Here is a 22,164-nt window from a genome sequence, read left to right as displayed (position 1 = left end):
CAACATGGGATATCCGTTTTTATCCTTTTTATATGGTACAATACAAAATAACGATGTTTGTGGTAGTACGGAGGAGGGGATTTGGTGTCAGAAAACACACAGAAATTGTTTGATTTTTTACATGCACACATCAATGGAATAACGGATGAGTGGTTAGCCGCGCGCAAGCCGATTAAAGGGTCGATCTATTCAAAAGATGCTGGTGACGAAACTGAAAAGATGCTGCGGGAACAAAACAAATGGACGAATATTACGATTGCAAGCAGCTTGTTGACGAGTCGAGAAACATTTGATGAAAACAAGAAAAGCTGGGCGATTCATGTTGCGCATAGTAGAGTCATCAGTCGGACGCCTATTTACGAAGTGCAGGAAGCGCTGAGTAAAGTCCGCCATATCTTTTGGAATTATGTAAATGAATTTGTCGATCGAGAAGGTGAACAGATCCTTCGCTCAGATATTATGTATTGGAGCAACGCAATCAATCTTGCATTTGATGAATTGATGATTGAGTTTTCAAAGAAATACGATGAGCTCATGCATTCAAGGCTGACTGCGCAGCAAAGTTTGATTGAAGAATTGAATGCCCCGGTTATCAAGTTAACGAACAGAATTGGTGTCTTACCAATTATTGGTGACGTGGATACGACCCGGGTACAATCAATTCTGGATTATGTACCTCGTAAATGTGTTGAATTGGATGTCGAGCACTTATATATTGATTTGTCAGGTGTTACATTAATTGATACGATGGTTGCAAACCACATTTATCAATTGACGCAAATTGTAGACTTGCTTGGAATTGAATCGACATTGACAGGAATTCGTCCTGAAATTGCTCAAACGAGTGTACAGTTAGGATTGGATTTTACCGCTATTCAAACGTACAGTTCTTTGCAACAAGCTTTGCAAATCCAAGTTTAAAAAATGGCCACTAAGGAACCTCTCCTTAATGGCCATTTTTTATAATAAACTTTTTTCTACTTTGCCGTCCTTCATGACAAGTTGAATCAAATCGTTATTACTTAATGAGTGGATATTTTCAAGTGGATTGCCTTTTACAACAATGATGTCAGCTAATTTACCTGTTTCAAGTGTTCCGACTTGCTGTTCCCAACCTAAGCACTCTGCAGCGCTTTTTGTCGAAGTGATAATCGCATCCATTGGTGTCATGCCTGCATCGACCATTAAGCCAAGTTCCCGTAGGTTTGTTCCGTGTTTCATCACACCAGCATCGGTACCCATCGCAATTTTCACACCCGCATTATACGCTTTTCTAAAGCTTTCTACATGATGCTGAATAACTTCTTTAGACTTTTGAACAGCTGTATCTGGCATGCCGGTTTGTGCTGCTGTTTCTAACACCGCAACGGGTGCAAGTAATGTAGGGACAAGGAATGTTCCGTTTTCCAACATCAATTCAATCGCTTCATCGTCAATGAAAATTCCATGTTCGATGGAATGCACGCCAGCTCGGACCGCATTTTTAATGCCTTCCGCACCTTGTGCATGCGCCATTACTTTCACGCCTTTTCTAAACTGGCCCTCTTCTACGATGACTTTTAATTCCTCCAAAGAGAATTGCGTGAATTCTGGATGATCTGTTGCGCTTAACACACCGCCTGTTGCATGGACTTTAATGACTTCTGCACCTGCACGGAGCATTTCACGTGTCTTTTTCCGCACTTCTTCCACTCCGTCGCAAAGACCGTGTGGCATTCCTGGATAATTGGAAGGTAAAATATCTAACGTATTCCCGGAAACTGTGTAGCCGTCTCCATGTCCACCGGTAATGGTGAGTGCGTTAATGCTTAGTTGTAATCGCGGTCCAGGAATCAAACCGTCATCAACTGCTTTTTTCACGCCTAAATCCGTACCGAGTGCATCACGAACAGAGGTTACGCCTGCATCTAAAGTTGCTTTCAAGTACTGTGCAGCTTTGTAATACATGTACGAGAAAGGGGTCGCTAACCGTTCTGCAATCGGTGAAAATTCCATCATCATATGAACGTGTGTGTCGATGAACCCTGGAAGAATTGCTCCTCCTTGCGCATCAATGATAACCTCTTCACCCGTCGCTTGAAACGACGCCTCTTCACCAACGTATCGAATTGTATTGCCCTCAATAACCACTATGTGATGTTGTTTAGGCTCACCCCCATTGCCGTCAATGAGTAATCCGTTTCGAATAATTGTTTGTTTCATTCATATCCCTCCATTATAGCGTTTGAATCAATAGCCCTGCAATGACAACAGAGGCAACAGTCACCGTTGTAAACCCACCAATTAACATCGGAGCTAGTAATTCATTAAAAATGATTTTTTCTTCTTCTTCGTTCCGAGCGATGCTCCGGCTTACTTCTTCGCAAAGGATATAATCCCCTGGAAAACCGAATAGTGCAGTTAACGCAACAGGAATTCCTTTGTATGGATGCCATTTCATCAGTTTTGACATGACATATCCTCCGATGACCATACCGACAGTTCCAATAACAAGGATAAGCAAAATGCTTGGTAAATTACTAAGTACTTGAGAAGGTGTGACGCCGCCCATTGTTCCGATGACGACGAATACGATCCCAATCATTGTAATGGTGAATGAATTCGCTTTTTCCAACATTTTTGGTTCTAACAAACCTACTTTTAATCCAATAATCCCAATTGCGAGACACCACAAACTATAGTGAATGGGTGTTACAGTGCCAAGTGCAACGCCAATGGAAGCTCCTAGAAATACATAAAACAGTTTAAGTGTCGTGGTTGATTTGAATTTTTTCTTTGTAGAGTCTTTTTTCTCTGCATCTTGTTCGTCTGCATCTGTCTGACTAGGAGTAAAGCTTCCGTTATCCATACCTTTTTGCATGACAAGTGCGTATTTGCGCATAAAATTCAACGCTAACGGCATGCCCATTACGCCTTGAAAGGCAACGATGAGTGCAGGAATTACAATTAAACTTGTCATTCCAAGTTCAGTCAATTTATCGGAAGTGATGATCAAAGCGATAATTCCACCGCTGATTGGACCAACACCTGCTACAGCAGTTGGATAATCGAAGATGAGAGGAACAATGAGTAAAATGAGCACTCCTGCAAAAATGACGCCACCTAACGCAATCATTACGGCTTTTAATTGGCTTTTTAACAACGAAAATGGAATCATTGTCCCCATGTGTAAAATAGCTGGCCCGATGAGAATTGCTCCTAAAGCGGGGAAATGCGATTTATCGAGAATATCATTTGGGAAAATTCCAGTCCAGACGAGAACTAGGAAGCCGACCATTGCTGTAAGAAGCATTGGGATCCTTGCTTTGGATAGGATAGAAAGCCATTCCCCAAGTGCGATGAGTGCGAATAATAATGTCGTAGCAATGATAGGGTTGCTTAACATATGATAACCTCCTAATTCTATAAAAACAAATAATTTTCAGATAAAAAGCGGTGGAAAGGTGCTCTTTCACTAGCTTCCTCTGAATTGATATACAATATATCACGCGTAAAAATGATTTGTAAATAGTATTTTGATGATTTGTATAATGTTTTTTCGTGAAAGCGCATACAACTTTATTTCATAGAATGTTGATATAATCATCTTTTCGATAAGCTAGTTACTGTTGAGTAGTTTAAAAAATATAATAAAATACTATTTATTAAGGAATATGCGGAAATATCTTTATGACAAATTGCATATAGATAAGTAGAGGGTATTCAAGACTATGTTTCTGTGTTAAAATAATTTATAGATAATTCGGATTTTATACAGAAATTGGGGAATTGAGGGGATGTATATGAGGAAATATGCTGTCTTGGTTATCGTAATAGTCGGTTCATGCCTTTTGTTTCTCACGGGTTATAATCAGCAAGATAAAAAGGTCCATATGCCAGATATGCTGAGCTTTGCACATCGAGGCGCTTCGAGTGTCGCGCCAGAAAATACACGTGCCGCTTTTGCGAAAGGTGTCGAACTTCAGGCAGACTTTTTAGAGTGTGATGTTCATTTATCGAAAGATGGTGAACTGGTTATCATGCATGATGATCGGGTTGATCGCACGACAAATGCAAGCGGTTACATAAGTGATTTTACATTGGCTGAATTACGTCAATTAGATGTTGGGAGTACATATAGTAAAGAGTTTGCTGGCGAGTCAATTATGACGCTAGATGAATTGTTAGAGGAGTTTTACCATCAAGTCGGTTTATTAATTGAATTGAAAAATCCGCAGGCATATCCAGGTATAGAAGAGAAAGTCGCCACGTTACTGTTGGGATATGAAGATGTCAGCTCGATTATACTTCAATCTTTTGATGTTGAATCGATGAGAAAAATGCATGAGCTGTTGCCGGACTTGCAAGTGGGTGTACTGATTCGTCCGACGGATTCATTTTTGTCTGCAAAAAGTATTGAGGACCTTACCTCATTTGCAACATTTATCAATTTTAATGTTTCATTTATAAACAAAAGAATGGTTGATAAAATCCATGCCCAAGGTGGAAAAGTGCTCGTATGGTCCAAAAAGGACAAAAGGCTTTTAGCTAAAGCCCATAAATATGGTGTGGATGGCGTCATTACGGATTTCTCTAATTGGCCAACCAATGACCCGATTTATCTTGTGCAAGAGTGATATGCGCACTAGGGTGTTTGGGCATTCATTGCGCTGCTGAAATTGAACAATACATCAGGTTTATTGACATCGAAAAACAGGAACTCTACACTAAGTATGAGAAAAGGTTTTGGAGGAAATCATGGAAAATCACCCATTCATCCCGATTATCGTCGGAACAGATATTAATGCATACAACATGGCTATATCTTTTCATGAAGCATATGGCATCAACCCGATACTTGTTGGAAAAGAACCGCTTTCGTTTACAACATTGAGCACAATCCCTGGAGCGATTGAACTGAATGCAAAGTTAGGCGAGCGTGATGTGTTTGCAAGTTTCCTGAAAGAAGTGGCTAAGAAGTATAAAACCCCTGATAAGCAGTTGCTGTTAGTCGGTACGAACGACTTGTATGTACGGTTGATCATTGAAAACCGTGAAGCGTTACAAGATGATTTTGTGTTCAATTATATTGATGAGCCGTTAATGAACAACTTGCTCGTGAAAAAGAATTTTTATGAATTATGTGCAGAACACGGAATTGATACACCGGCAACGTACTTTTATTCTTGCTTGTCTACGGAACCGTTCGCTGATGAAGTGAGGTTTCCCGTCATTATTAAGCCGAGTAATGGAGTTCAGTATTACAAACACCCATTTGAAGGCATGCAAAAGGTGTACAAAGTCAATTCATATGAAGAAATCAATTCTGTTATCGAGACGATTAAGAGAAGTGGTTACACGGATGACTTAATCATTCAAGACTTCATTCCTGGTGACGATACATACATGTGGGATTCAGTATTTTACGTGAATAGTAAAGGGAATACCGAGTTAATTACTTTTGGTCAAGTCGTTTTGCAGGAGCATACCGTGACGGCAATCGGTAATTATACAGCTGTCATTACGCGCTACAACGAAGAGATGATGTTAAAGCTCAAAGGGTTTTTAGAAGCGTTAAATTATGTGGGGTATGCGAACTTTGATTTGAAATATGATCATCGTGACGGGAAGTTTAAAGTATTTGAAGTGAACATCCGTCAAGGTCGCTCAAGTTATTACATTACATCTTGCGGACACAATATGGCGAAGAATTTTGTTGACGATCTTATCTATAAAGTGGAAAAGCCATTGACTTTGCTTGACGAGAAGTTCCTCTTTACGGTTGTTCCGAAAATCGTCTTAAAGAAATTCGTAGGAAATGAAAAAATCCGTCAAGAAATCAAGCAATTGTTACGGGCAGGTAAGTATGCAAATCCACTCTTTTATAAGAGGGACGAGCATTTGAAACGTAAACTATACCTCTTCATGCGGCAAGTGAATTATTATCGAAAATATAAAAATAATAATTGGTGAGGATAGGGAAGTTCGTCACTGACTATAGATGGGAATTCGTTGATTGTTAACGAGTTCTCATCTTTTTTATGTTCGGGAACTGAGTTGCAAAATAGGCGGTTTTTCAACAATTACTTCCTCGTATGAAAGTGTTTATGGAGCTTCGTAAAGTGGAATAGATAGGGGGAAGATATAGGAGGAAAACAACATGAGAAAAGTAGAGTATCCTCAATTGGATGACAAACGAAATAAGATTATTGAACAACTTGTCAATGACGGCATCTATAAAATCCATGGCAAACAATTATATGAGCTTTCCTATTATGAATTAATGAAACAGTTTACAACATATACGACAGGACGAATGCATCTGGGGGGATTCGATTGAACGATTATTTGAAAGCACTTCAAAAAGAATGGCTAGAAGAAGCGACGATACGAGACATGCAACACAAAATGGATGCTGGCGAACTTTGTGCTGAAGATTTGGTCATGATGTATCTCGCGGCAATCGCAGAAAAAGACCCAAATATCCATGCAGTTCTTGAAGTGAATCCGCATGCGCTCCAAATTGCGAAAGGTTTGGATGAAGAACGTCGAAATGGGAAAGTGCGCTCACTGTTGCACGGTATTCCTGTGCTTTTAAAAGATAATATGGATACAGCGGATTGCATGCACACGAGTTGTGGTTCAATTGCCTTGCAACACCATTATGCACAGCAGGATGCGTTCCTCGTTCAAAAGTTACGTGAAGCAGGAGCTGTCATTCTTGGAAAAAGTAATATGACTGAGTGGGCAAATTTCATGTCTGATAAGATGAAAAACGGTTGGAGCTCACGTGGAGGACAGGTGAATAACCCATACGGTTTATTTGATGTTGGCGGTTCAAGCTCGGGAGCGGCGGCAGCTGTGGCAGCAAATTTGACCGCTGTTTCTATCGGCACGGAGACGACAGGATCGATCATCAATCCTGCTGTTCAGAATTCCTTAGTGGGTATAAAGCCGACTGTTGGAGCGATTAGTAGAACAGGGATTATACCTTTATCCATTACACAAGATACGCCCGGACCACTTGCGAGAACAGTGGAAGACGCAACAATCACTTTCAGCTTGATGATTGGGCAAGATGAGGCCGATTCGGTTACCAAAAGTGCAACTCGGTTTGTAGGAATTGATTGGTTAGCGCGATTGGATAAAGATGCTCTAATCGGGAAAAGGATTGGGGTCGCACGTTCAATCTTTACTCGAGAGATTTCGAGTGAACGGGAAGCGCAATTTCGTGAAGCGTTAAGGGCAATCCAGAAGCTCGGTGCAGAAATAGTGGACGATATAGAGCTCGGTACGATGGAAGATGATTTAGGGTATAATGTCTTGCTGTACGAATTCAAAGCTGCTCTTAATGAATACTTGGGCACTTCATCACCGACAAATCCAATCCGTCATCTAGGTGATCTTATCGAGTTCAATAAAGAGCACCCAGAAGAAACGCTCAAGTATGGACAAGTGTTATTGGAAAAAGTGGAACGGACAAGTGGAACACTAACGGAACCGGAGTATATTGAAGCATTATTACGAAATAGGCACTTAGCTGGCGAGGTGGCGCTCAATCGTGCTTTTAAGGAGCAACGAATTGACGCGCTCGTTTTCCCGCAAGATCATGGGTGCAGTTTCAGTGCAGCAGCGGGATATCCGGCAATTACAGTGCCGGCTGATTTTACAATTGACGGTGAACCGTTTGGAATCACATTTTGTGGAAAAGCCTTTTCAGAACCAGCATTAATCGGCTATGCATACGCTTTTGAACAAGCAACTCTTGCAAGACGTAAGCCTTATTGATGAAAATAGTTGAAATGAAATAGAAACCAGTCCATTATTAAATAAGGAATAATGGAAAGTAGGGATGTATATGTCCTTCTTGGATAAAATGGACGATGTACTAAAAGATAAATGGCAATTTGATAGCGAAACACCAATTCAAGCACAAATGATACCTGAAATGCTTTCTGGCAAAGATGTTGTTGCGGAATCTCCTACAGGAACAGGAAAAACGTTAGCGTATGTCCTACCGATTTTACAACGAGTAGATGGGAAGAAACAGCAAACGCAAGCACTAATCATGGCGCCATCTCAAGAGTTATCCATGCAAATTGTGAATGTCATACGCGAGTGGGTGGAAGGGACTGACATTACAGTTACCCAGCTGATTGGTGGAGCGAATATGCAACGTCAGATCGAAAAGTTAAAGAAAAAACCGACAATCGTTGTCGGTACACCTGGCCGCTTAGTGGAACTTGTCAAAGCGAAACGCCTAAAATTGCACGATATTCGCTATATCGTACTAGATGAAGGTGATCAACTACTAGCACGAGAGTACCGTGTCATTGTGAAAAATTTAATCGACGGGGCACATGAAGATCGTCAAGTTGTCGTTGTTTCTGCAACGATTACGGACGAAATCGAACGAGTTGCCCAACAGATGATGGACAACCCGATCCGTTTAAAAGTATCACTTGAAGATATGCCATCTTCAGGCAAAGTGGTGCATTCATTCGTAAAGACAGAAGCGAGAGATAAGACAGACCTTCTCCGCGGCTTGTCGCATTTGCCAGCTATTCGAGCGCTCGCATTCATGAACAATGTCGACCAACTACGTATGAAGGAAATGAAATTGCAGTACAATAACGCGCCAATTGCTGTTTTGTATTCGTCCATGACAAAATTTGAACGCCAGCAAACGTTGGAGGACTTCCGGAAAGGAGAAATCCGAATCCTAATCGCCACTGATCTCGCGGCTAGAGGATTGGATATCCAAGGATTGACACACGTCATCCATGTGGATGTGCCGCATACGACAGAACAATATGTACACAGATCAGGTAGAACGGGAAGAGCGGGAGAAGATGGCGAAGTACTCACCTTATTATCCTATCATGAAGAACGGACTTATAAGAAATTGGCAAAGCCATTCAAACCTGTACAAAAAGTGTGGTTTAAAGGTAAATTGACCGAAGGAAATTCAAAGACAGTCAGTGGCCAAAAAGATTCGAATAAGAAAGATGCAAAGAAGAGCCAACCAAAAAAGAAATAAGAAAAAAAGGCTGGGACATACCATAAAAAAACTGCATGATGGCTAATTCGCCGTCATGCAGTTTTTTTATATTTTTCCAATGTTTCTTTTCAAATTCTTGAGTGAGTCGGAGCGGAAAAAGGCCGACTCCTGCGGGATTGTAGCGCGAATGTTGAGACCCCGCAGGAAAAGCCGTCACGTAGAACGGCTTTTGCGAGCATAAGCGAAGCGTTGGGAGCAAGGATGCCTTAATTTCTGCAAAGTACGCAGAAATACGGCAAATCGAACTCTTTGTTGTTCGATTGGCTCAAGCGCGCCCCGCGGAAAGCGTGCCTTTTGGTGCGCAGAGGAACGGTCTATTTAGAGATTTGTCCCAGCCTCTTTTGTAATTCTTTACAGTTGTGTCAAGATAATGGGTTTGTCTTTTGTTACGATAATCGTATGTTCAATTTGGGCGACAAGGGATTTATCCGGTGTGACAAATGTCCATCCATCGCCTAATTCAACTATGTTTTCCGCTTTTTCGGATACGAATGGTTCTACCGCCAATACCATACCATCGACCATTAATGTTTTATCCCAAGCGTCATAATAGTTGAGGATGTGCTGTGGTTCTTCGTGCAATGAAGTACCGATGCCGTGGCCCGTCAAATTCCGGATGACGGCGAATCCGTGTTCTTTCGCTTCGCGTTCGACTGCTTTCCCGATCTGGTTCAATTTTGAGCCGGCTTTCACTTTTGTCATTGCACGATCAAATGCCAATTTGGCAACGTCACAAAGTTTTTGCTTTTTCTCGTCAGGTGTACCGACGACGAATGAAATGCCTGTGTCCGCAAAGAATCCTTCATATGAACCAGACACATCAATATTGACAAGATCTCCGTCTTGTAGAACGGTTGATCCTGGAATGCCGTGTGCTACCTCATGGTTGACACTAATACATGTATAGCCAGGGAAATCATATTGGTCGATTGGGGCAGAAACGGCACCACGCTCAGCAAATAGACGTCCACCGAGTTCGTCAAGTTCTTTTGTTGAAATTCCAGGGACGGCCGCTTCTTTCATCGCTTCGCGAATTTCAGCGACCATTCGTCCGATTTTTTTCAACGCTTCAATTTCTTCATTTGTTTTAACAATCATTATTTACAGGTCCCTTCTCAAAACGTACTTTTCCATTTTACTATATCATAATTCCATTCGTGAAGAGGGGTGCGGGCTTGCTGAAAATACTATCGGTCATTTTAGCACTTTAACCCCTTGGTACACATTCCAGATAACAACAACTAAAAATAATAAGCCATAGATGAGCATGAATAAGAATGGGGCTAGCCCCCAGAAATCAAATTGTCCATTCATCATCGTCGTTAATCGAGACTCATAGGAAACCATTGAAAAAGTAAACAATATAAAACCTGCAATGAGCAATACAACAGGTGCGAGATGTGAAATGAGCGATCGTTTTGCATGACCTTTCACTTCCGCATCGTCCGTAATGAAGAAGACAATTGCGGGCAGTAGAAGAGGGGAAAAGAAAATACTGAAATAGCATAAGGCGGATAAGATTTTGTTATTCGACATGTGTACCTCCTGATAAATAGAAGAAGTTTTTAAAATCATCTTGCTTATATGTACTGTACCATATACAATGGTAACGACAATTGAATTACACGACCACAAGGGGTGCCGACTTGGCTGAGATTGGACGGATGTCCTGACCCTTCGAACCTGTAAGTTCATACTTGCGTAGGGATGTGGATGGAAACTGACATATACGATACGATGTCTCGGTTCTATCCGGGATGTCGTTTTTTGTTACATAAGTTTAGTGAGTGATGAGCTTTATGTAAAGTATAATACAGAATCTGGTCATACGTCTTTGTTGACACGTTGACTTTTCTTCCGTATCCCTCCGAAAACAAAAGAGGAGGAATTCGAATTGGATCGTAGTCGTTTGCAGTTTTTATTGGAAGTAGCAATATTAGGGGCAATGTCATTTGTTTTGGATAACTTAACAGTATTTAAAATGCCTCAAGGTGGTTCCGTCACCTTATCGATGCTGCCAATTATCTTAATGGCATTCCGTTGGGGCCTTAGTGGAGGTTTATTAACGGGATTGATTTCCGGTTTACTCCAAGCAGTCATCGGCGGTTACATTATTCACCCTGTACAAGGTGCGTTGGATTATTTCATCGCGTATACGGTTGTCGGTTTGGCGGCAGTAACACTTAGATGGCTTCTGAAAAGTAAAGCGGAAGGTAAAAAAGGTTCCATGGCAACGGCCATTATTGTAGGAAGCGTTTTAGGTGGATCATTGCGCTTTTTAGCACATTTTATCGGTGGAATGGTGTTCTTCGCGGAATATGCAGGTGACCAACCGGCTTGGCTGTACTCTTTAGGATACAATGCTTCTTATATGATTCCTTCCATAGTGTTATGTGCAATTGTAGCAGTGTTGTTATTCACATCCGCCCCACGGTTGATTCAAAGAAATTAAAATAGAGCAAGTGCATGTAGTGTGCACTTTGCTCTATTTTTTTTGTACACCTTTGCCTGAAAAAAGAAACATGCATGTAATGATGACTGCAGTCAAAAAGAGTGCAGCAGAAGTAATGAACAACTCTTCAATCCCGTTTCGAATCGCAATGCCAATGAATGTCCAAACAAAAACAAGATTCATCACATAATCCCGGTGATGGTACATAAAATGTAAAGCGAACGCAGTGGAAATCGTTAAGTAAAAGACTGTCCATAAAGGATCGCTTAGACCGAAACCTTCCCATTCATGATACATGAGTGTGTAACTGATGTTAGAAATGGAGGAGATGAATACCCAGCCCGTAAGGATACTAAAAGGTACTCTTCCATACAAACGATTTTCTTTCTTCGGAAACGTAAAATAATAGGTAAGTACGACACCGAGAAGAGCGAGTTCAGTTATAACTGCCCAGTTGAACAAGCTGTAATGCCATAGGAACAGCCAAATTGTATTTAACGCACAGCTCACTACGAACAGGAAAGTGATTCGATTTTTATGTTTGTTGCTCATTTGCTCGGTGATCTTATTGAAATTTACTATCCACATGAACAACAAAATGAAGATGACAATCCATATAATAAAAACATAATTTGCAGGATTAAAGAGCACAGGCAAACGGTTAACAATTTCAACGGTTGTTTGATGATTGAGGGTGAAAAAACTAGCGGCTATATTCGTAACGATGACCGTCAGAAGTGAAAGAGCCATCAAGATCATTCTAGACATAATAAAATCCTCCCATGAACAGTATACATAGGAAAAGCCCTACATGCGAATGAAAGTATGAAGTTTCCGTCACAAATCAAATATTTCGTATACCGAAAATTCGTGCTATAATTAATACAGGTTTTTATAGCAATTTTCCAAACAACGAGGGGGATGAACATGACGACAAAACTGTACAGTGAAGTATGGGATTTAGATGTGTTTTTTAAAGGGGGAAGCCATTCACCTGAGCTAAACGAACATTTGGAAAAGGTGAAAACGCAAATTGTCGCACTTGAAAACCGTATTGAGGCATTTTCTGTACCAACGAAAGTAGAAGATGCAAAAGAAGTACATGACTTACTAGAAAGCATAACAGCGACAGCGCTTAATCTTAGAGAAGCATCTGCAGTGATTGGCTGTTTTGTTGCAGCAAATACAAAAGACAAGCAAGCGTTATTGCTTCAATCAGATGTGAGTACAATCCAAGCTCGGTTTTCGACTGTTCGACTAAAGGTTGAACAAACGATCGCAAAAACGGAAGAAGATGTATGGGGAGCGTTGTTGGAAACGAAAGAGCTCTCCCAATTTACTTTTGTTTTAAATGAATGGCGGGAAAATGTTCAACTTCAACTTTCTGAAGCTGAAGAGAGCCTTATTACATCATTGAGTGTAGATGGTTACCAAGCATGGGGACAGCTATATAACCAACTTGTTGGTGATATGGAAATTGAAATGACTGTTGATGGTATGACGAAGAAATTATCTGTAGGACAGGCTAACAACTTGGCGTCTCATCCAGATGCTGCTGTCCGGAAAGAAGTATTCGAGAAACTTGAAGCTGCATGGAAAGAAAAAGAAGACTTCTTTGCTTCAGCTCTTAATCACCTCGCAGGATTTCGTTTAGCCGTATACAACAAGCGTGGATGGGATTCTGTCCTACAAGAACCGCTCATGCGCAATCGAATGAGCCAAGAAACGCTTGACGCGATGTGGGGAGCGATTCAAGCGAATAAACAACCATTCATCGATTACTTAACTACAAAAGCGAAAATGATTGGCGCTGAAAAGATGAATTGGTATGATTTAAATGCTCCGATCACTTCTCAAACGACAAAAATGTCCTACCAGGAAGGTGCTGCCTTCATATTAGCGCATTTCGGAAAGTTTGGACCTGAACTCGAAGCATTTTCTAGACAAGCGTTTGAAGAAGGATGGATTGAGGCGGAAGACCGTCCAAACAAACGACCAGGCGGCTTTTGTACCGGTATGCCAGCTTCACAGCAATCAAGGATCTTCATGACATACAGTGGTTCCATGTCTAACGTCGCAACACTTGCACATGAACTCGGTCATGCATTTCACTCCTATGCATTGCGCCCAGTCCATTATTTGAATCGTCAATATGCAATGGGCGTTGCTGAAACGGCTTCGACTTTTGCAGAAATGATTGTGGCGGATGCCGCGCTTAAATCTGCGCAAACAGAAGATGAAAAACTTGCGTTATTGGAGGATAAAATTAAAAGAAGTGCTACATTCTTTATGAATATACATGCGCGCTTTTTATTTGAGACAAGATTTTATGAGGAACGAAAAGAAGGAGTCGTATCGGCTGCACGGCTGAATGAGCTGACTGAAGAAGCTCAAAAGGAAGCGTACGGTGATGCGCTTGACGTGGTCCACCCTCATTTCTGGGCTTCCAAACTGCACTTTTATATTACCGGAACACCGTTTTACAATTTCCCATACACGTTCGGTTATTTGTTCTCTTTGAGCATTTATGCGAAAGCGTTAACTGAAGGGGAAGGATTTGAGAAGAAGTATATCGATCTACTTCGAGATACAGCTGTCATGTCCGTTGAGGATCTTGCGATGAAACATTTAGGAGAAGACATTACGAAAGAAGACTTCTGGGCGAAGGGAGTCGCGTTATGTGTAAAAGATGTAGAGGAGTTTTTGAAAATAGCTTCCAAAGAAAGGTGAAGAAGCGTTGATTTTGCTTGAAGGGCACACTTGTTATTTGCGAATATTAACAGAAGAAGATGCGAGGGCTTTTACTGATCTCCTCATAGCGAACAAAGCGTATTGGACAGTATTTGAGCCGCGACACGAAGCGAGTTATTATACTGTTTCAGTTCAGAGGGATAAAATTAGGGAATCCCTTTATCAAATGAGGGATCGTCGGGAATATAACTTCGGTATTTTCGACGCGGAGACGAGTAGGCTAATTGGTCATATCTCGCTATACAGCATTAAGAGACTTCCCTTTTCGAGCGGTTTTATCGGGTATTCGATTGACGAACGGGAGACAGGAAGAGGAATTGCGACGGAAGCGGTCCGGATCATTACCCGTTTTGCTTTTGAAACAGTGTCCTTACATCGTGTGGAAGCTTTTGTTTCTCCTCGAAACATAGGGTCGGTTAAAGTACTGGAAAATGCCGAATTTGTCCGTGAAGGCCTTCTACGGCAATTACTCTACATCAATGGTGTATGGGAAGATCATTATATGTATGCGATGATAGCGGAAGATTTTTGAAAGGGTAAGGCCGCTTGGCGGAAATACTTTGCATTAATAAAAAACCGATTCTTCAATTAGAGGAATCGGTTTTTGTCTATTTCCCGGGAAATTTGTAGTCAATTGTCTTCGTTTGCTTCATACCCGTTTACAATTGTCTCCAATTGACCTGTAGCAGGATGAACAACAAGACCGTGAACTGGAACTTTCTTGTCCATTAACGGGTGATTGCGCACTTGGTTTACGCTGCTTTTTACGCTTTCTGTTACATCGTTAAAACCGCGTAACCAATCTTCTAAATCAACGCCAGAGTGTTTTAATGTAGAGAAAATGTTTGGATCTACACCACGCTCAATCATATTGCCAAACGTCTTTTCTGTATCGATGGAGCTCATGCCACAGTCATGATGGCCAATAATATATACTTCATCTGCTCGTAATTCATACACAGCAATTAAGATGCTACGCATAATTCCGCCAAACGGGTGAGCAACAATTGCTCCGGCACTTTTAATAATCTTCGCATCGCCATTACGCAAGTTCATCGCTTTAGGCAATAACTCCGTCAATCTTGTATCCATACAAGTTAAAATAACAATTCGTTTGTCGGGGAATTTCGTCGTTGCATATTTCTCATATTCTTTTTCTTCAACAAATGTTTTATTGAATTCAATGATTTCGGATAATATTGTCATAGGAAGTCCCTCCATCTATTTGTAATGAGATAAGTTTACAATATAAATAAAAGAGCTGCCAAGTGGCAACTCTTTTGGTGGAGCTGGTATTTTATTTTACTTCCGGCTTTGGATCGATTCTTTCTGCATCCGAAGAATCAAGCGCCTTGCCAAGATAGTGCATTGTAAATAAAGCAGCGAGGCCAAGGACAATTGAATATCCTATGACTGTAGTGAACATTAAGCCCATTATAAGACTCCTCTCTACAATAAATGATTATTATACAACCATTATACTATAGTTTTGTAAAATTAAAAGGCTTGTTCAATATGTTTTCATAAATTGTGACTGAAATCAGAATGCCCAGTTCCCGTTGCGGAAGACCGGTTCTACTGTTCCGTCTTCTAAGATTCCATCAATATCCATTTCAGCTGAACCAATCATGAAGTCGACATGCGTAATACTCTGATTGAGACCATGTTCTTCAAGTTCGTTGGAAGACATCGTTTTTCCACCTTCTAAACAGAAGGAGTATGCGCTTCCGATTGCAAGGTGATTAGACGCATTTTCATCAAACAATGTGTTGTAAAATAGTAGACCTGATTCTGAAATCGGTGAGGCGTGAGGGACGAGGGCAACTTCTCCAAGTCGTTTTGCACCTTCGTCCGTGTCAATAAGACGTTGAAGTACTTCTGCACCTTGACCGGCTGAAACATCCGTAATTTTGCCATCCGTAAATGTTAACGTGAAATCGTCAATGATATTGCCACCGTAACTTAACGGTTTCGTGTTTTTAACATAGCCGTTTACACCTGACATATGTGGGACCGTGAACACTTCTTCAGTCGGCATGTTCGCCATGAAAGGATTTCCGTCCACATTCACGCTACCGCCGCCACACCAAATATGCCCTTTAGGCAACTCAATTGTGAGATCTGTTCCAGGTGCTTTGTAATGAAGCTTACGATACGCTTTTTTATTCAAATGATCAGCTTTGTCATTCAGTGTTGCGTCAAGATCTTTCCAAGCGTTGACCGGATCAGCGACATCTGCACGGACCGCTTTGAAAATAGCTTCCCAAAGTGCTGGGACTTGCTCTTCACGCGGCAATTCAGGGAACATCTTCGCAGCCCAATCAGGAGAAGGAGCAGCAATGACTGACCAGCTGAATCGGTCTGCTTGAAGCATTTTCCGATAGTTGCTCAGAGCTTGTCCTGACGCTTTTTGAGCATCCGCAATGCGAGATGGATCAATGTCTTTTAACAAATCAGGACTTTGGGAAACGATACTGACAAACGCAGCGCCTCCTTCTGCTAACCGCTCACGCTCCATTACTTTCCATTCCGGGAAGTCTGAAAACGAATCCGCAGGGGCTTTTTCATAGCGCATTTTTGTCAACACGTCATCCGCCCAATCAACGATTACCTGACGTGCACCCGCATCATATGCTTTGTCTGATATTTTTCTCACAAGCGCTTGCGCATCAATGGAAGCACTAACGTAAAGTACTTGATCCTTTTGTATGTTTGCGCCAACCTCAACTACTAAACTTGCGTAATTTTCTAACTTTTGTTCGAATGAGTACAAAGTGGAAACCTCCTTAACATGTATATATTCATAGTACTAAAGTGCATGCGTTCAAGCAAAATAAATCATTCATCATTCAGACAAATAATCCATATTAATTATCCGTTCTATCTAAAGAATGGTAAGAAAATGTCGAAATAAGAAGAAGTAGATTGGAACACATGGAGGTACTTGTATGGATTTATCAACCGTTGTTGGTCTTGTTATTGGTATCGTTGCGCTGTTTGTTGGGATGATGTTAAAAGGTGTAACCCCTGATACCCTTTTTAATATGGCAGCATTACTCATCATTGTATTAGGAACGATTGCATCCGTCGTCATTGCCTTTCCAATGAGGGAAATCAAACGCGTTCCCAAGTTATTTGGTGTGATTTTTAAAGAACAACAGTTAACATCAGACGCAGAGTTAATTAAAATCTTTTCAGGTTGGGCAGATGTCGCAAGACGGGAAGGTTTACTGTCCTTGGAAGCAAAGACGGACGATATTGCAGACCCTTTTTTAAAGAATGGCCTTGGGTTAGCGATTGACGGTCAAAATGCCGATTACATTCGGGATGTGCTTACGGAAGAAGTTGACGCAATGGAAGAACGTCACACAGCAGGGGCTCAAATCTTCACACAGGCAGGCACTTATGCCCCGACACTCGGGGTATTAGGAGCGGTTGTTGGGCTAATCGCCGCATTAAAAGATATGAACAATATTGACGCATTAGGACATGCCATCTCAGCGGCATTCGTTGCGACATTATTGGGGATTTTTACAGGGTATGTACTCTGGCACCCTTTTGCCAACAAGTTACAGCGAAAGTCAAAAGAAGAAGTACGCCAAAAAATGATGATGATTGAAGGTATCTTATCTGTACTAGAAGGTGAAGCACCACGTGTTATTGAACAAAAGCTTGCATCTTACTTGTCTCTTGAAGAACGTCGAAAGCTCGGTGCTGAAAAAGTGACGAGTGAGAAGGGGGCGGGCCAGGTTGTCGAGGAAGCGTAAGAAAAAAAATCATGACTCTGGCCATGTGAATGAGTCCTGGCTCCTACCATATGCAGATCTTCTTACGTTATTGTTAGCCATGTTCATCGTATTGTTTGCATCCAGTTCGTTGGATGAAGCGAAGTTCAGCCAAATCTCTTCCGTGTTCAATCAAATCTTTGATGGTGGAACAGGGGTGATGGATAGTTCATCACCAACTGCTGTTCCGGTTCCAAAAGATTCGGCAGGGGAAGAAAACGAGAACTCTTCTTATTTGGAAGATCAACAATCATTGGAAGCAACACAACAAAAACTTGAAGAGTATATTGCGGTACATGAGTTGGAGAATCAGTTCGAGACGAAGTTAACAGAGGAAGGCTTACTTATTACAATTCGTGATAACATATTATTTGAAACAGGCAAAGCAACGATAAAACCGGAGTATGCCAATACCGCAAAGGATATAGCACAGCTGCTGATTTTTGATAAGCCGAGACAGATTGTCGTAGCGGGTCATACCGATAATGTCCCCATCAATAGTAGTGAGTTCCCTTCAAACTGGGAATTGAGTATGATGCGGGCAATTAATTTCTTAAAAACAATCGTGTCAACGGATCAGTTGGATCCGCATCTGTTCAGTGTAAAGGGCTACGGGGAAAATAAACCAATTGCTTCAAATGAAACAGCTGAAGGCCGTAGTAAAAATCGACGTGTGGAAGTGCTTATCCAACCTCTTGTGTTAAAGGATGGAACGTCAGTTGAATAGTACAAAACGTGAAGCGTGTGTCAATCGCTTCACGTTTTTTGTCTGTACAATAAAAGCCGACGGAGGGGTTGTATCCTTTCCGTCGGCTTTAAAACTATTTACGTAATGAGCCAAGTTCCGCAGCAATGGCTTGCATTTCATTCGGAGTAATCGTCTCGCGCTTCATGACCATTTCGTACATGTACACTAAGTCTTCGTACTGTTCTGTGTTGAAATGTTCCGCTTTCATTGCGTCCACGTTGACCATACGCAGTTTTTCCTTGATCTTTTCAATCATATACAAAACATTTTCTTCGGTAGGTTTTGATAAATCCATAGTTTCGTCCGCCCTTCATTAGCATCGGACTAATCATCACATTATTTAGACGAGCTGTCAACAGCTGCTGATTGTGCAAGCTTTGCTGCTTCTTTCTCTTCTTCGATTTTCTTTTTGAAACGCTTCGTCTCCATCACTATGACACCAGACAACCCTAGAAGACCGATTAAGTTCGGAATGGCCATGAGACCATTAAGAACATCCGCCAATAACCAGACGATATCAAGTGAAACAAGTGGACCGACGATGATAAATGCTACGAAAAAGATTCGGTATGCGAGTACTGCTTGTTTCTTAGGGAACAAGTATTGGAAACACTTTTCTCCATAATAACTCCACCCTAAAATTGTTGATGTTGCAAAGAATACCAATCCGATTGCGACGATGATTGGACCTGCTCCACCTAGGAATGAGCCGAATGCTTCAGCGGTCAATGCCCCTGCATCAATGTCTTTATTCTTCCATTGACCTGACATGACAATCGTTACGCCTGTAATTGAACAGATAATAAGTGTATCAAACAATACTTGAGTCATTGAAATGAGTGCTTGTCGACCTGGCATGTCAGTTTTTGCAGCAGCAGCGGCGATTGGAGCAGATCCCATACCTGCTTCATTGGAGAATAGTCCACGTGCTACACCAAATCGGATTACTGCACCAATTGCACCACCCGCCGCAGCTTCGCCTGAGAACGCATCACTGAAAATCAAACCGAATGCTTCAGGTACGAGATGGATGTTCATAATCATGATGATTGCACCAGCAATGAAATAGAATAGCGCCATAATTGGAACGAAAAATGCTGTAACCCTTCCGATGGATTTAATACCACCGAGAATAACGAGAGCTCCGAATATAACGAGTGCTATGCCCGTTATTAAGTGCGGTACATTGAAAGTACTATTCATAACATCTGCAACTGCTTTTGATTGAGTTCCATTTCCAATTCCAAATGCAGCTAAAGCACCGAATATTGCGAAAATTACACCTAACCACTTTTGCTTTAATCCATACTCAAGGTAATACATCGGACCACCAGCCATTTGGCCGTTCGCATCCTTTGTACGATACTTTACTGCAAGAATGGCCTCACCATATTTAGTCGCCATTCCAAAAAAGCCTGCAAGCCACATCCAGAAAATTGCCCCAGGACCTCCTAAAAATACGGCAGTTGCAACCCCGACGATGTTACCGACGCCGACAGTGGCAGCCATCGCGGTCATCAAAGCCTGGAATTGAGAGATATCTCCGTCCTCTTTTTTACTGTGCTTACGAGAAAAAACCTGCTTTAACGAATACGGTAGTAAACGTAGTTGAATGAATCCTAATCTGAAAGTTAAAAATATACCGGTTCCTACAAGTAGGATTAGTAGGGGTGGCCCCCAAATAAGTCCGCTCGCTTTGTCTAGAAAATTGTACACTGCATCCATTGTCAATACCCCCTCGTTTCATTATGTCAATACAGTTACAGCGAGATAAGTTATTTTATATCGACTCCTCTCATTGAATCAAGTAGAAAAACTACTTAGAATACTTAATAGTTGTTATTGATAATATTCCGAAATTTTAGAGCGATAGTCAAGCACTTTTTTTGAAATACAGTAAGATTGTTTGTTTTTCCTCTCTACGGGTATAATGTTATATGCATATAAGTCAATATTGGAGGGGTTTGTAGTGGGTAATAGTAAATTTGGTAAATTTATTTTGATTGGGGCATTAACTGGAGCGGCTGTTAGTTTGTTCGATAAAAGTACGCGTAGGCAAGTCATGAATACTTCCAATCACATGGCGAACCAAGTAAAATTCTACGCGAGTAACCCGGATGTATTAAAAGAAAAATTTCAGCAAACTAAAGAAAAATATATGTCCTTATATGATCAGTTTTCTGGAGACGCAGCATACATTAAAACACAAGTAGACGAGTTGAAGACGCTGACACCACAAGTGAAAGAACTGGTAGTAGGAACGAAGGAAGCGTTTGTCGATTCAAAGGAAGAGTATAAAGAGCTCATAACAGAAACGAAAGAAACTGGAGATGTAAAAAAGTCGTAAGCTTTGAAAGGAGTGAGCCAGATGTGAGCCAGAAAGAACAAGTGACTCATCAACAGGAAAGCTTACACCCTAAGAGCAAAAAAAGTGGGATTCTAAAGGATTCGGAAATCATGAAGTTCATCGATGATGTAAAAGAAGGTGAAATGGAGCGATTTGATGTTACGACCACAAAAGGCTTTTGGAAAGAATTAATTATTCGGATTAAAAATGTCGATATAACTGGTTTAGGCTCTCAACTAGCGTTCTTTTTCCTGTTATCGCTTTTTCCGCTATTAATCTTTATGATGACGCTGTTGCCATTTTTGAATATTGATGAATCCCAAATATTTCTCTTCATTCGTGATTACGCTCCTGATAGTGTTTATAGTCTAATTCATGACACACTTGAAGACATATTGAGAAACCGGAACGGTGGTTTGTTATCAGTTGGTGCATTAGCAACCATTTGGTCTGCTTCCAAAGGGATGAATGCGATTACAAAAGCGTTAAATCAGTCCTATTATGTGGAAGAGTCAAGGTCATTCATTGTAGCGAGAGCAATGTCTGTTGTATTTACAGTTGCACTCATCGGTGTGCTAGTTGTTGCTCTCCTACTACCTGTATTTGGACAACAAATCGGATCCCTTGCATTTTCTTACTTTGGCATGGAAGAGGACTTCATGACCATTTGGGAGAATCTACGTTGGATTTTACCACCAATTTTATTGTTTACCGTTTTTCTAGCATTGTATTGGATTGTACCAAATAAAAAGATTCATATAACAAGTGCGATGCCAGGTGCTTTATTTGCCACGGCAGGGTGGATTATCACTTCACTAGCATTCTCTTATTATGTAGGGAACTTCGCTAGCTATTCGAATACGTATGGCAGTATTGGAGGCATCATCGTACTTATGATGTGGTTGTATTTTTCGGCCATTATCTTAATGCTAGGTGGGCAGTTAAACGCGGTGATGACGGAACGAAAACAGGCAAAGCTGGCAAAACAAAAGAGCAATGCAGTCGTTTGACTGGCATTGCTCTCAGCCTGTTGACAAACGC

The 22,164-nt window shown here is 41.2% G+C and carries 23 protein-coding genes and 1 riboswitch; of the genes, 13 read left to right on the top strand and 10 right to left on the bottom strand.

All coding sequences use genetic code 11. The features are described 5' to 3' along the window. Positions 1–84: 84 nt before the first annotated feature. A complete protein-coding gene (locus tag QT711_RS15715; RefSeq protein WP_317945815.1) occupies positions 85–921 on the top strand; it encodes an STAS domain-containing protein in 837 nt (278 codons plus the stop codon). 39 nt (positions 922–960) lie between these two features. Here QT711_RS15715 and QT711_RS15710 read toward each other — a convergent pair whose 3' ends face one another. Beyond that, the gene (locus tag QT711_RS15710; protein WP_317945813.1) at positions 961–2,202 is read right to left on the bottom strand and encodes a metal-dependent hydrolase family protein; all 1,242 of its coding nucleotides are present in this window, start codon (positions 2,200–2,202) and stop codon (positions 961–963) included. Between the two features lie 13 nt (positions 2,203–2,215). Continuing rightward, positions 2,216–3,385, bottom strand: coding sequence for a hypothetical protein (locus tag QT711_RS15705; protein WP_317945811.1), 1,170 nt, complete (start codon positions 3,383–3,385; stop codon positions 2,216–2,218). A 397-nt stretch (positions 3,386–3,782) separates the two neighbouring features. Here QT711_RS15705 and QT711_RS15700 point away from each other — a divergent pair, with 397 nt between their 5' ends. From QT711_RS15700 to QT711_RS15680, 5 genes are all read left to right on the top strand, one after another. Next, positions 3,783–4,616: a glycerophosphodiester phosphodiesterase gene (locus QT711_RS15700; RefSeq protein ID WP_317945809.1), complete on the top strand. Its 834-nt coding sequence runs from the start codon at positions 3,783–3,785 to the stop codon at positions 4,614–4,616. A 121-nt stretch (positions 4,617–4,737) separates the two neighbouring features. Beyond that, entirely contained in the window at positions 4,738–5,952 is a 1,215-nt protein-coding gene (locus QT711_RS15695) for a carboxylate--amine ligase (RefSeq protein WP_317945807.1), read from the top strand. 187 nt (positions 5,953–6,139) lie between these two features. After that, positions 6,140–6,319: a Fur-regulated basic protein FbpA gene (locus tag QT711_RS15690; protein WP_317945805.1), complete on the top strand. Its 180-nt coding sequence runs from the start codon at positions 6,140–6,142 to the stop codon at positions 6,317–6,319. Beyond that, the gene (locus QT711_RS15685; RefSeq protein ID WP_317945804.1) at positions 6,316–7,767 is read left to right on the top strand and encodes an amidase family protein; all 1,452 of its coding nucleotides are present in this window, start codon (positions 6,316–6,318) and stop codon (positions 7,765–7,767) included. Before QT711_RS15690 ends, QT711_RS15685 begins: the two co-directional genes overlap by 4 nt. Before the next feature lie 70 nt (positions 7,768–7,837). Continuing rightward, positions 7,838–9,019: a DEAD/DEAH box helicase gene (locus tag QT711_RS15680; RefSeq protein ID WP_317945802.1), complete on the top strand. Its 1,182-nt coding sequence runs from the start codon at positions 7,838–7,840 to the stop codon at positions 9,017–9,019. Between the two features lie 372 nt (positions 9,020–9,391). Here QT711_RS15680 and map read toward each other — a convergent pair whose 3' ends face one another. Beyond that, on the bottom strand, positions 9,392–10,138 hold the full coding sequence (gene map / locus QT711_RS15675; RefSeq protein WP_317945800.1) for a type I methionyl aminopeptidase: 747 nt from the start codon (positions 10,136–10,138) through the stop codon (positions 9,392–9,394). Positions 10,139–10,234: 96 nt separating this feature from the next. Next, positions 10,235–10,576 (bottom strand): DUF4870 domain-containing protein, encoded by a 342-nt coding sequence (locus QT711_RS15670; protein ID WP_317945798.1) that lies wholly within the window; start codon positions 10,574–10,576, stop codon positions 10,235–10,237. Positions 10,577–10,664: 88 nt separating this feature from the next. Continuing rightward, a riboswitch (TPP riboswitch) is annotated at positions 10,665–10,765 on the top strand. A gap of 169 nt (positions 10,766–10,934) precedes the next feature. Here QT711_RS15670 and thiT point away from each other — a divergent pair. Next, positions 10,935–11,492 (top strand): energy-coupled thiamine transporter ThiT, encoded by a 558-nt coding sequence (thiT, locus tag QT711_RS15665; RefSeq protein ID WP_317945796.1) that lies wholly within the window; start codon positions 10,935–10,937, stop codon positions 11,490–11,492. Between the two features lie 33 nt (positions 11,493–11,525). On the opposite strand, the gene QT711_RS15660 is transcribed toward thiT, so the two are convergent. Further along, positions 11,526–12,260, bottom strand: coding sequence for a tryptophan-rich sensory protein (locus QT711_RS15660; protein ID WP_317945794.1), 735 nt, complete (start codon positions 12,258–12,260; stop codon positions 11,526–11,528). A gap of 159 nt (positions 12,261–12,419) precedes the next feature. Between QT711_RS15660 and QT711_RS15655 the strand changes: the two genes are divergently transcribed. Further along, a complete protein-coding gene (locus QT711_RS15655) occupies positions 12,420–14,222 on the top strand; it encodes a M3 family oligoendopeptidase (protein ID WP_317945792.1) in 1,803 nt (600 codons plus the stop codon). 7 nt (positions 14,223–14,229) lie between these two features. Continuing rightward, positions 14,230–14,775, top strand: a complete 546-nt coding sequence (locus QT711_RS15650; RefSeq protein ID WP_317945790.1) for a GNAT family N-acetyltransferase — start codon at positions 14,230–14,232, stop codon at positions 14,773–14,775. Positions 14,776–14,873: 98 nt separating this feature from the next. Here the strand turns inward: QT711_RS15650 and QT711_RS15645 are convergent, their stop codons facing one another. From QT711_RS15645 to QT711_RS15635, 3 genes are all read right to left on the bottom strand, one after another. After that, positions 14,874–15,449 carry a beta-class carbonic anhydrase gene (locus QT711_RS15645; protein ID WP_317945788.1) on the bottom strand — a complete coding sequence of 192 codons (576 nt, stop codon included), beginning with the start codon at positions 15,447–15,449 and terminating at the stop codon, positions 14,874–14,876. 91 nt (positions 15,450–15,540) lie between these two features. Beyond that, the gene (locus tag QT711_RS15640; protein ID WP_317945786.1) at positions 15,541–15,678 is read right to left on the bottom strand and encodes a hypothetical protein; all 138 of its coding nucleotides are present in this window, start codon (positions 15,676–15,678) and stop codon (positions 15,541–15,543) included. A 105-nt stretch (positions 15,679–15,783) separates the two neighbouring features. After that, entirely contained in the window at positions 15,784–17,016 is a 1,233-nt protein-coding gene (locus QT711_RS15635) for an aminopeptidase (protein WP_317945785.1), read from the bottom strand. Between the two features lie 175 nt (positions 17,017–17,191). Between QT711_RS15635 and motA the strand changes: the two genes are divergently transcribed. Continuing rightward, entirely contained in the window at positions 17,192–18,010 is an 819-nt protein-coding gene (motA, locus tag QT711_RS15630) for a flagellar motor stator protein MotA (RefSeq protein ID WP_317945783.1), read from the top strand. Continuing rightward, entirely contained in the window at positions 17,994–18,755 is a 762-nt protein-coding gene (gene motB, locus QT711_RS15625; RefSeq protein ID WP_317945781.1) for a flagellar motor protein MotB, read from the top strand. Before motA ends, motB begins: the two co-directional genes overlap by 17 nt. A 94-nt stretch (positions 18,756–18,849) precedes the next feature. Here the strand turns inward: motB and QT711_RS15620 are convergent, their stop codons facing one another. Then, a complete protein-coding gene (locus QT711_RS15620; protein ID WP_317945779.1) occupies positions 18,850–19,071 on the bottom strand; it encodes a DUF1128 domain-containing protein in 222 nt (73 codons plus the stop codon). Between the two features lie 41 nt (positions 19,072–19,112). Next, positions 19,113–20,501 (bottom strand): alanine/glycine:cation symporter family protein, encoded by a 1,389-nt coding sequence (locus QT711_RS15615; protein ID WP_317945777.1) that lies wholly within the window; start codon positions 20,499–20,501, stop codon positions 19,113–19,115. Positions 20,502–20,745: 244 nt separating this feature from the next. Here QT711_RS15615 and QT711_RS15610 point away from each other — a divergent pair, with 244 nt between their 5' ends. Further along, complete coding sequence (locus tag QT711_RS15610) at positions 20,746–21,123, top strand: YtxH domain-containing protein (RefSeq protein ID WP_317945776.1); 378 nt, start codon at positions 20,746–20,748, stop codon at positions 21,121–21,123. A 23-nt stretch (positions 21,124–21,146) separates the two neighbouring features. Continuing rightward, entirely contained in the window at positions 21,147–22,133 is a 987-nt protein-coding gene (locus QT711_RS15605; RefSeq protein WP_317945774.1) for a YihY/virulence factor BrkB family protein, read from the top strand. Positions 22,134–22,164: the final 31 nt, after the last annotated feature.

Source organism: Sporosarcina saromensis (assembly GCF_033253735.1).
Lineage (GTDB): Bacteria > Bacillota > Bacilli > Bacillales_A > Planococcaceae > Sporosarcina > Sporosarcina saromensis.
This window is presented reverse-complemented; position numbering and strand designations above follow the sequence as displayed.

What these genes read in the sequence shown, in the direction of transcription:
- QT711_RS15615 (WP_317945777.1), bottom strand. Translation starts at nt 20,501, where the DNA reads ATGGATGCAGTGTACAATTTTCTAGACAAAGCGAGCGGACTTATTTGG.
- QT711_RS15620 (WP_317945779.1), bottom strand. Translation starts at nt 19,071, where the DNA reads ATGGATTTATCAAAACCTACCGAAGAAAATGTTTTGTATATGATTGAA.
- QT711_RS15705 (WP_317945811.1), bottom strand. Translation starts at nt 3,385, where the DNA reads ATGTTAAGCAACCCTATCATTGCTACGACATTATTATTCGCACTCATC.
- QT711_RS15660 (WP_317945794.1), bottom strand. Translation starts at nt 12,260, where the DNA reads ATGTCTAGAATGATCTTGATGGCTCTTTCACTTCTGACGGTCATCGTT.
- QT711_RS15695 (WP_317945807.1), top strand. Translation starts at nt 4,738, where the DNA reads ATGGAAAATCACCCATTCATCCCGATTATCGTCGGAACAGATATTAAT.
- QT711_RS15670 (WP_317945798.1), bottom strand. Translation starts at nt 10,576, where the DNA reads ATGTCGAATAACAAAATCTTATCCGCCTTATGCTATTTCAGTATTTTC.
- QT711_RS15690 (WP_317945805.1), top strand. Translation starts at nt 6,140, where the DNA reads ATGAGAAAAGTAGAGTATCCTCAATTGGATGACAAACGAAATAAGATT.
- QT711_RS15680 (WP_317945802.1), top strand. Translation starts at nt 7,838, where the DNA reads ATGTCCTTCTTGGATAAAATGGACGATGTACTAAAAGATAAATGGCAA.
- motA (WP_317945783.1), top strand. Translation starts at nt 17,192, where the DNA reads ATGGATTTATCAACCGTTGTTGGTCTTGTTATTGGTATCGTTGCGCTG.
- QT711_RS15700 (WP_317945809.1), top strand. Translation starts at nt 3,783, where the DNA reads ATGAGGAAATATGCTGTCTTGGTTATCGTAATAGTCGGTTCATGCCTT.
- QT711_RS15710 (WP_317945813.1), bottom strand. Translation starts at nt 2,202, where the DNA reads ATGAAACAAACAATTATTCGAAACGGATTACTCATTGACGGCAATGGG.
- map (WP_317945800.1), bottom strand. Translation starts at nt 10,138, where the DNA reads ATGATTGTTAAAACAAATGAAGAAATTGAAGCGTTGAAAAAAATCGGA.
- QT711_RS15640 (WP_317945786.1), bottom strand. Translation starts at nt 15,678, where the DNA reads ATGGGCTTAATGTTCACTACAGTCATAGGATATTCAATTGTCCTTGGC.
- QT711_RS15655 (WP_317945792.1), top strand. Translation starts at nt 12,420, where the DNA reads ATGACGACAAAACTGTACAGTGAAGTATGGGATTTAGATGTGTTTTTT.
- QT711_RS15645 (WP_317945788.1), bottom strand. Translation starts at nt 15,449, where the DNA reads ATGACAATATTATCCGAAATCATTGAATTCAATAAAACATTTGTTGAA.